Origin of the sequence: Amycolatopsis sp., from assembly GCF_036008905.1 — a bacterium.
Lineage (GTDB): Bacteria > Actinomycetota > Actinomycetes > Mycobacteriales > Pseudonocardiaceae > Amycolatopsis.
The window spans coordinates 1-8,061 of the sequence record NZ_DASYMU010000239.1; the positions used below are offsets into that span (position 1 = coordinate 1).

At 68.3% G+C, this 8,061-nt stretch carries 9 protein-coding genes; 3 read left to right on the plus strand and 6 right to left on the minus strand.

Annotation, left to right across the window (positions count from 1 at the left end; all coding sequences use genetic code 11):
- Positions 1-468 (plus strand): cytochrome P450 (locus VGP60_RS38140; protein WP_327553082.1); only part of this gene is annotated, 468 nt, incomplete at its 5' end.
- On the opposite strand, the gene VGP60_RS38145 is transcribed toward VGP60_RS38140, so the two are convergent.
- The 4 genes from VGP60_RS38145 to VGP60_RS38160 all read right to left on the minus strand — a co-directional run bounded on the left by VGP60_RS38145 (position 465) and on the right by VGP60_RS38160 (position 4,816).
- Complete coding sequence (locus VGP60_RS38145; protein WP_414640470.1) at positions 465-755, minus strand: MarR family winged helix-turn-helix transcriptional regulator; 291 nt, start codon at positions 753-755, stop codon at positions 465-467. The two genes, VGP60_RS38140 and VGP60_RS38145, sit on opposite strands and share 4 nt — an antisense overlap.
- 346 nt (positions 756-1,101) lie before the next feature.
- The gene (locus VGP60_RS38150) at positions 1,102-2,226 is read right to left on the minus strand and encodes an iron-containing alcohol dehydrogenase (RefSeq protein WP_327553083.1); all 1,125 of its coding nucleotides are present in this window, start codon (positions 2,224-2,226) and stop codon (positions 1,102-1,104) included.
- The gene (locus tag VGP60_RS38155; protein ID WP_327553084.1) at positions 2,223-3,707 is read right to left on the minus strand and encodes an aldehyde dehydrogenase; all 1,485 of its coding nucleotides are present in this window, start codon (positions 3,705-3,707) and stop codon (positions 2,223-2,225) included. The genes VGP60_RS38150 and VGP60_RS38155 overlap by 4 nt, the downstream gene beginning before the upstream one ends.
- Complete coding sequence (locus tag VGP60_RS38160) at positions 3,704-4,816, minus strand: mandelate racemase/muconate lactonizing enzyme family protein (protein WP_327553085.1); 1,113 nt, start codon at positions 4,814-4,816, stop codon at positions 3,704-3,706. Before VGP60_RS38160 ends, VGP60_RS38155 begins: the two co-directional genes overlap by 4 nt.
- 128 nt (positions 4,817-4,944) lie before the next feature.
- Between VGP60_RS38160 and VGP60_RS38165 the strand changes: the two genes are divergently transcribed.
- Positions 4,945-5,742: an IclR family transcriptional regulator gene (locus VGP60_RS38165; protein WP_327553086.1), complete on the plus strand. Its 798-nt coding sequence runs from the start codon at positions 4,945-4,947 to the stop codon at positions 5,740-5,742.
- A 31-nt stretch (positions 5,743-5,773) separates the two neighbouring features.
- A complete protein-coding gene (locus VGP60_RS38170; RefSeq protein ID WP_327553087.1) occupies positions 5,774-6,241 on the plus strand; it encodes a hypothetical protein in 468 nt (155 codons plus the stop codon).
- A 219-nt stretch (positions 6,242-6,460) separates the two neighbouring features.
- Here the strand turns inward: VGP60_RS38170 and VGP60_RS38175 are convergent, their stop codons facing one another.
- Complete coding sequence (locus VGP60_RS38175; protein ID WP_327553088.1) at positions 6,461-7,471, minus strand: acyl-CoA desaturase; 1,011 nt, start codon at positions 7,469-7,471, stop codon at positions 6,461-6,463.
- 233 nt (positions 7,472-7,704) lie between these two features.
- Positions 7,705-8,061 (minus strand): Scr1 family TA system antitoxin-like transcriptional regulator (locus tag VGP60_RS38180; RefSeq protein WP_327553089.1); only part of this gene is annotated, 357 nt, incomplete at its 5' end.

The following is an 8,061-nucleotide window of genomic DNA, read 5'->3' on the forward strand; positions in this document are numbered from 1 at the left end:
ATGCTGCTGGGCAACACCGTGCTGTGCCTGGATCGCCATCCCGAGCAGGCACGGCGAGTGCGCGCCGACCGGTCGCTGGTGCCGTCCGCGATCGAGGAGTCGTTGCGCTACTTCAGCCCGTTCGCGGCACTCGGCCGGATCACCAACTCCGAGGTCGAGCTCGGCGGGCAGACGATCCCGGCGGAGGAGTTGCTGCTGGTGTGGATCGCGGCGGCCAACCGGGACCCGCGACAGTTCCCCGATCCCGGCGTCTTCGACGTGAGCCGTGATCCGAACCCGCATGTCGCCTTCGGGCGCGGCATCCACTTCTGCATCGGCGCGCCGCTGGCCCGGCTGGAAGGCCGGGTGGCGCTGAACATCCTGCTGGACCGCTTCCCCTCGCTGCGCACCGATCCGCAGGCACCACCGATGTTCCGGCCCAGCCCGAACATGACCGGCGTCAACAAGCTGCCCTTGTTGATCTCCTAGGCCAGGTCGACTGGCCGCACCCGCAACTTGGCGGCGATACGGGCGAGCGCCTGCTGGTCGGCGGCGGTGAGCGGGTCGAGCACCAGCTGCCGCACCGCGCGCACGTGGGTGGGCGCGGCGGCGGCAACGACTTCGTAGCCGGCGTCGGTGAGGGCGGCGACGGTGTAGCGGCCGTCGTCGGGGTCGGGCGATCGCTCCACCCAGCCCCGCTGCTCGAACCGTTTGACGACGTTCGAGAGGCGTGAAAGCGAGCCGTTGGCGAGGTAAGCCAGTTCACTCATCCGCAGGCGGCGTTCCGGCCCTGGGCGCCCCGAAAATGCGCGTCGAAGTCCGCGTGACCGCCGTCATCAGCTGACCGGCACACCTGGTGTGTCGCGGGATGCCCTGAACGACCTTTGCCATCTGTCGACAGATGGCGGTAGTTGCGGACGCGGGGTATCACGAGATGTCGACATCTCGTGGCTAGGCGGGCCCACGACACGCCACGTTTGCCTTACCCATCAATAACTCGAGGAACAGGAGCGGCCGCATGTCGCCATAGTGCCAGTTGTCCCATGAGCTCCCACGGCCTGTCGTGCCGGAACACTTCGGCCATGATCGAACTGTTCGACGTCGAACCCGAAGGAAGATCAGTCAGTACACCGACGCGAGAATGTCCGCGACCTCGGTTTCGGTGGGCAGCAGCGGACTGTTGCGCGTGACGGGGTCGGCGACCGCCGCGGCCGCGATCGACGGCAGCATGGCGGGGACGACGTTCAGCTCGCGCAGCGGACGTTTGATGTCGAGCACCCCGGACATTTCGCGGACCGTGTCGATCGCGGCGCCGGTTCGCGACAGCATCGCCCGCCCGGCCTGTTCGTAGGCCGGTCCGGCGGACTCGGCCGTGAATTCCATGACCTCCTCAAGCACCGCGGCGAGCGCGACCCCGTGTGGGGTGCCGGTGTGCGCGGTCACGGCGTGGCCGATCCCGTGTACCAGGCCGAGTCCCGAGATCGTCAGCGCCCGCCCGGCCAGGTGCGCACCGAGCATCAACTGGGCCCGCGCCGCCAAATCCGCGCCGTCGCGGTAGGCCACCGGGAGCCACTGGCTGACCATCGTCACGGCTTGCGTCGCGTATGCGGCCGACACTGGATTGGCGCTCCGGGACGCGAGGGACTCGATGGCGTGCACCAGAGCGTCGAACCCGGTGGCGGCGGTCACGCGCTGGGGCAGCCCCAAGGTCAATTCGGGATCCAGCACGGCGATCCTCGGCTTCACCGAGGCGTGCCCGAGGTAGACCTTGCGGCGGGCGCAGCTGTCTTCGATGACACCGAAGCCGTTGGTTTCGGCGCCTGTGCCCGATGTGGTGGGCACCGCGACCAGCGGCAGGCCGTCCGCGGCATCCCAGAGGCTGTCCGCGTCGGCGGCGACCGCGGTCGTGTTGCGTGCCAGCAACGCGATTCCCTTGGCCGCGTCGAGGACCGAACCGCCACCGAGCGCGACGACGACGGCGTCGCCGAAAACCCGTGCGGCGGCCGCGCCCTCGTCGACGTTCGAGGTCGACGGGTTGGGACCGATTCCGTCGTAGACGTGGGATTCCATTCCCGCCGCGTCGAGTCCACTGAGGACTTTATCGGCGATTCCGGCCGCACGTAAGCCTTTGTCGGTGACCACGAAGACACGGTGGCCCCCGGCTTCCGCGACGAACTCCGGCAGCCGCTGGACGACACCGGGACCGAATTCGAGGCGGCAGATGGGCTCGATGGAGAGATGGCTCATCGGCTGAGGTCGATCCAGGTCGTTTTGAGCGCGGTGTAGGAATCGAGTGCGTGCAACGATTTGTCGCGCCCGGCGCCGGTGGCTTTGAACCCGCCGAACGGGGTGATGACGTCGCTGGCGTCGAAGGTGTTGATCCACACCGTGCCCGCCCGGAGCCCGCGGGCCGCTCGGTGGGCAACAGCGATGTCGCGTGTCCACACCGACGCCACCAGGCCGTAGTCGGTGTCGTTGGCCAGGCGCACACCCTCTTCGATGTCTCCGTCATAGGTGATCACGGCCAGCACCGGGCCGAAGATCTCCTCCCGCGCGACGACGGCGTCGTTGGTGACTCCGTCCAGGATGGTCGGCTGGACATGGTTGCCGCCAGTGCGTTCGCCACCGAGCACCACCGTCGCGCCGGCGTCGACGCCGGTCGCGATGTAGCCGAGCACCTTCTCCAGCTGTGCGGCGTCCACGATCGGGCCCATCACGGTGGCCGGGTCGAGCGGGTCGCCGAGCCGGAACGTTTCCCGCGTGAGCTTGACGATCTCGGCCAGCAGCCGGTCCTTGACGCTGACGTGCACGATCAGCCGCGAGCCCGCGTTGCAGGTCTGCCCCGCGTTGTAGAAGATGCCCCAGGCGACGGCGGACGCGGCGGCCGGGATGTCGGCGTCGGGCGTCACCAGTTGCGGCGATTTGCCACCGGCTTCGACCGCGACCTGTTTGCCGTTGGACTCCCCCGCGTACACCTGGAACAGCTTCGCGACCTCGGCCGATCCGGTGAAGGCGATCTTGTCGACGTCGATATGCCTGCCGAGTGCCTGCCCCGCCACCTCGCCACGGCCCGGTACGACGTTGAACACGCCGTCCGGCAAACCGGCCTCGGTGGCCAGCCTGGCCAGCACCAGCGTCGCCAGCGACGTCTGCTCGGCGGGTTTGAGCACCACCGAGTTGCCGGTGGCGATCGCCGGGCCGAGCTTCCACGAGGCGATCAGCAGGGCGTAGTTCCACGGCACGACCGCGCCGATCACGCCCAGCGGTTCCCGGGTGATCAGGGCCAGCGCGTCCGCGGGGGCCGGGGCGACCTCGTCGTAGCGCTTGTCGATCGTTTCGGCGTACCAGGCGATGGTGTCCGCGGCTCCGCCCGCGTCGACCCGCAGCGACTCCGTGATCGGCTTGCCCATTTCCAGGGTGTCGAGCAGCGCCAGTTCCTCGCTGTGGGCCCGGATCAGTTCGGCCCAGCGCAGCATGATCCGCTTGCGTTCCTTGGGCGGAAGCTCCCGCCAGCGGCCGTCGTCGAACGCCGTGCGAGCCGCTCGCACCGCGCGGTCGACGTCCTCCGCGCCTCCGGCATGGATCCGCGCGAGCACGGAACCGTCGCGAGGCGTTGTGCTCTCGAACGTCTCCCCCGACACAGCCTCGGTGAAGCGGCCGTCGATGAACAACCGGGTCTCGGGGATGAGACGGGACGCCGACGCCACCCATTCCGCGTGACTCTTCACCGGATCCTCCACCTTTCCACCGCGTCTTCGTCCAGCTCGGCACCGAGGCCGGGAACCCGCGGGACCTCCAGTTCCCCCTTGGCGTTGATCATGACCGGCTCGCGCAGCATGAAGTCGCGACGCTCCGGCGTCCACCCTGGCGGGTCGTACGGGAACTCGAAGTACGGGCCCCCGCCGACGCCCGCGGACACGTGCAGGTTGGCGAGGACGCCGATGCCGTTGGTCCAGCTGTGCGGCGTGAACTGCCGGTGTTTGAGCTGGGCGAGCTCGGCGAACGTCCGCGAGCGATGCATGCCGAGGGCGAGCACCACGTCCATCTGGTACACGTCGAGCACGTCCCGCTCGAGGTAGCGCAGGAGCTCCGGCACCGAATCGAGCATCTCGCCCGCGGCGATCCGCACGCCAGGGTTGTCCGCCCGCAGCGTCCTGAACCCCTCGATATCGTTGTAGGGCAACGGCTCCTCGACCCAGAAGACGTCGAGCTCGGCCAGGGCACGGACGATCTTCCTGGTCTTCACCAGGTCCGAAGGGTTCGCCGTGTCGCCGGCCATGCGCCAGGACTGGTTGAGGTCGACCATGATCTCGAAGTCGCCGCCGAGCGAGTCCCGCACCGCGGCGACCGTGGCGATACCTTCGGACACGCGATCCCGGTCGATGCGGATCTTGGCCGCGCGGAACCCGGCGGCCCGGGCTCGCACCGCGGTCTCCACTCGCTCCTCTGGCGATTTGAGCTCGGCGAAGGAGGCATAGGCGGGCACGGCGCGGGCCGCGTTGCCGAACAGCGTGGCTATCGGCAGCCCGGCGACCTTGCCGATGATGTCCCACAGCGCGACCTCGAGCGGCCAGTAGGACCCGCCGTGGAAGTTCGCCGTCTCGATGGCCTTCACGTGGCGGACGATGTCGAGCGGATCTTCTCCCAGGAAGAGGTCCTCGAAAGCGGCGAAACCGTCCATTGTGTCACCGGAGCCGATGCCGGTGATTCCCTCGTCGGTGTGCACGCGGACGATCGTGGCATCGAACTGGCCTCGGGGATCGGGATCCCAGGCGGCACGCAGGGGCGGGTCGAGGCGAAGCCGCAACCGGTCGAGGGTGATCTCGGTGATCTTCATCAGGCGACCGAATCTACGAGCGGTCCTCGCGAGATGACAAGGTCGCGGCGGGAATCGCAATCCGAGTTGCTCCTGTGCCAACTTCCCAAGCCGGGCAGCGGTTTCCGGCAAGGCCTACGCTTCGCGGTATGACGCCGAGCGCTGAACCGGGGCCCCTGCGAGCAGGCCACGGACTGCGCCGCGACCTCGATCTCCTGGAGTCGCTGGCCTCGGCCGAGGCGCAGCATTCCGGCGGGCTGGGTGTGGTGCGGCTGGCGCAGCTGGTGGGCCGGGAGAAGAGCCAGGTCTCGCGTGCGCTCAAGGCGCTGGCCGCGGAAGGTGTCGTCGAGCGGGACCCGGACACCCTCGAGTACCGCCTGGGCTGGCGCCTGTTCTCGCTCGTCGCGGCCACCGTGGAAAACCGCCTGGTACGGGTCGCCGAGCCGATCATGCATGCGCTGTCGGCCGAGCTCGAAGAGACGAGCCACCTGTGCGTGCTGCGGGACACCGACGTCCTCACCCTGCTGTCGGTGTCCGGGCACTCGTTCCGCATGCACGGCTGGGAGGGCCGCGGGGTGCCCGTCGCGTGCACGTCGGCCGGGCGCGTGCTGCTGCAGGAGGCCACCCCGGACGAGTTGTACGTGCGGTTCGGGGTCGAACGGTCGCTGCCGGAGTTGTGGACGCGGGTCCAGGAAGCCCGCCGTATCGGCTACGCGAGCGTGCGGGACGAGTTCGAAGACGGCCTGTGCGGCGTGTCGGCCCCGATCCGGGACTTCCGCGGCCGGGTGATCGCGGCACTCAACATCTCGGCGCCGACCGAGCGGCTCGGTGACCGCCTCGACGCCGCCGGACACGTCACCGCACAAGCCGCCGGAGCAATCTCACGGCAGCTCGGCTGGGGCGACACGGTTCGGTCACCCGTGGCAGGTTCGGGCCACGTCGGATAGGCGCGCCGGGTTTCCGATAGCGTCAGCCGCTATGAGTTTCCCGCCGCACAAGGTACGTCTCGCCCGTCCGCTGCCCACCGTGATCCGACCGGTCGTCGTCGCGCTGGTGGGTATGGGTCTGCTCAGCGCGTGCGGCAACCCGGCGCCGCCCGCCACCTCCACGCCGGTATCGGAGACCACCGCGGCGGCTTCGTCGAGCCAGGCCCCGGAACAGCATCACCTGGAACTGGAGGTGACCGGCACGGCCGCCTCCCCTTCGCTCACCTTCGAGCTCGACGGCAAGGTCAGCGAGGAGAAAGCGACAGCACTGCCCTGGCGTAAAACGGTCGAGGTCCCCTACGGAACCGGACGCCACGAATGGAATCTCACCATTCAGCACAGTGGTGGAAACCTGTTCGCGACGGCCACAGTGGACGGGAAGCTGGTGACGCAGACAGGGGGCAGTGGCTCACCCGGCAGCACCAACACCGCCACCCTGAACGGCAGCTTCACGGACTGACGAGCTGGAGCAAACTTGCCGGCAACGACCTGAGCCCCTCCACGCTCCGCCACCCCGGGTCGCCCCCTGCCCTCAGACCACGGAAGATGCCCGGTGAGCGGCATACCCGGTTCCGTAAGGCGGTGGGCTCGTGAGTGGCAACAAGTGTTCTATTAATAACACTCGTAAACACTCACGACCCACCCACTTCGCCGGACCGTCCACAGTAGACGGGGCCGGTCAGTTGCGGGGAACGTCCGGCAGTAGCCCGCGGCCCAGGCCGCGGAGCCGGGAAGGCCGATCGGGCGCGGTGAGTTTGCGGGCCAGGCGTTCGGGCTTGGGCCAGCGAACCTCGGTGGCCCAGCCGAATCGCTCGAAAGCCCAGATGAGACGGGCGGACATGTCGAGCTGTCCACGGCGGACACCGTGACGCGCACCGGTGGGATCGGCGTGGTGGGAGTTGTGCCAGGACTCGCCCATGGAGGCGATGGCCAGCGGCCAGAAGTTCGTCGACTTGTCCCGTGCGGTGAAGGGCCGGTCACCGATCATGTGGCACAACGAGTTGACCGACCAGGTGACGTGATGCAGCAACGCGACCCGGACCAGACTGGCCCAGAAGAACGCCGTGAGCGCACCCCACCACGACAGGGTGATCAGACCGCCGAGCAGCGCCGGCGCGAGCAGGGTGGCGACGGTGAGCGCGGGAAACCAGCGGTCGATCCGCGCGATGTCGGTGTCGGCCAGCAGATCGGGGGCGAAGCGCTGGGCATTGGTCTTCTCGCGGCCGAACAGCCAGCCCATGTGGGCGTGCCAGAACCCCTTGGCCAGTGCGGCCGGTGTGGTGCCGAAGCGCCAGGGTGAATGGGGATCGCCGTCGCGATCGGCGAAGGCGTGGTGGCGGCGGTGGTCGGCGACCCAGCCGATGACCGGGCCCTGCATGGCCATGCTTCCGGTCACCGCGAGCGCGACACGCAGCCCTCGATTGGCCTTGAAGGCGCCGTGGGTGAAGTACCGGTGGAAGCCGATGGTCACGCCGAGGCCGGTCAGGAAGTAGAAGCCGATGGCCAGGCCGATATCGGTCCATCCCAAGCCCCACCCCCAGGCGACCGGCACGGCGGCGGCGAGCGCCAGCAACGGGACGATGGCGAAGAGTTTGACGAGGAAATTCTCGGTGCCGGTCTTCCTGCCGGCCAGTATCGGCTGCGCGGCGCGGGGCGCCCGCGTCGTCGGGGGTTGCAAGGTGGACGTCATGCTGTTCGCTCTTCTCCGGTGGCTTTGTTCACGACGCCGGGGTCTGGGGCGCTCAGGCGATAACGGGGATCCGCGGGGCTGCCCGGACACGATCAGTGGGAGCACATGCACACACGGAAACCTGCGACTTACTCAGGACAACGGGGAAGACGCCCAGATAGTTCCCTGAGGTGGCATGTCGCGGGATGCCCTGAACGACGCGTTGTGGTCGTCGAGTGACATGAACGCGTCGTTCAGGGCATCGCGGGACGGACGGGAGAACCGCCAGGCGTTGCGCGGTCGGAAAGATACACGACAGGATCGAACTCTCCGGATTCCATGAGTGCGAATGATCCGGCCTGTGCGGCGTGCCCTGCCGCACTCGGGATGATCCGCAATTCCAGGTTGCGCCGGATCGACATTGTGAGCAGATGGTGAACCTGATCGCACATCACGTCCACTCCGCCGATCAAGACTCTTAGCGCGGGCTCGTGCACGAAGAAAACCGTGCGCGGCGGCGGTGACCGGGTGAACACGGCCTGCCTGCCAAGTCGAGCCCCCACCAACGCCTCGACAGCCTCTGACGCAGACGTCCCTTGGCTGAGCAAGGC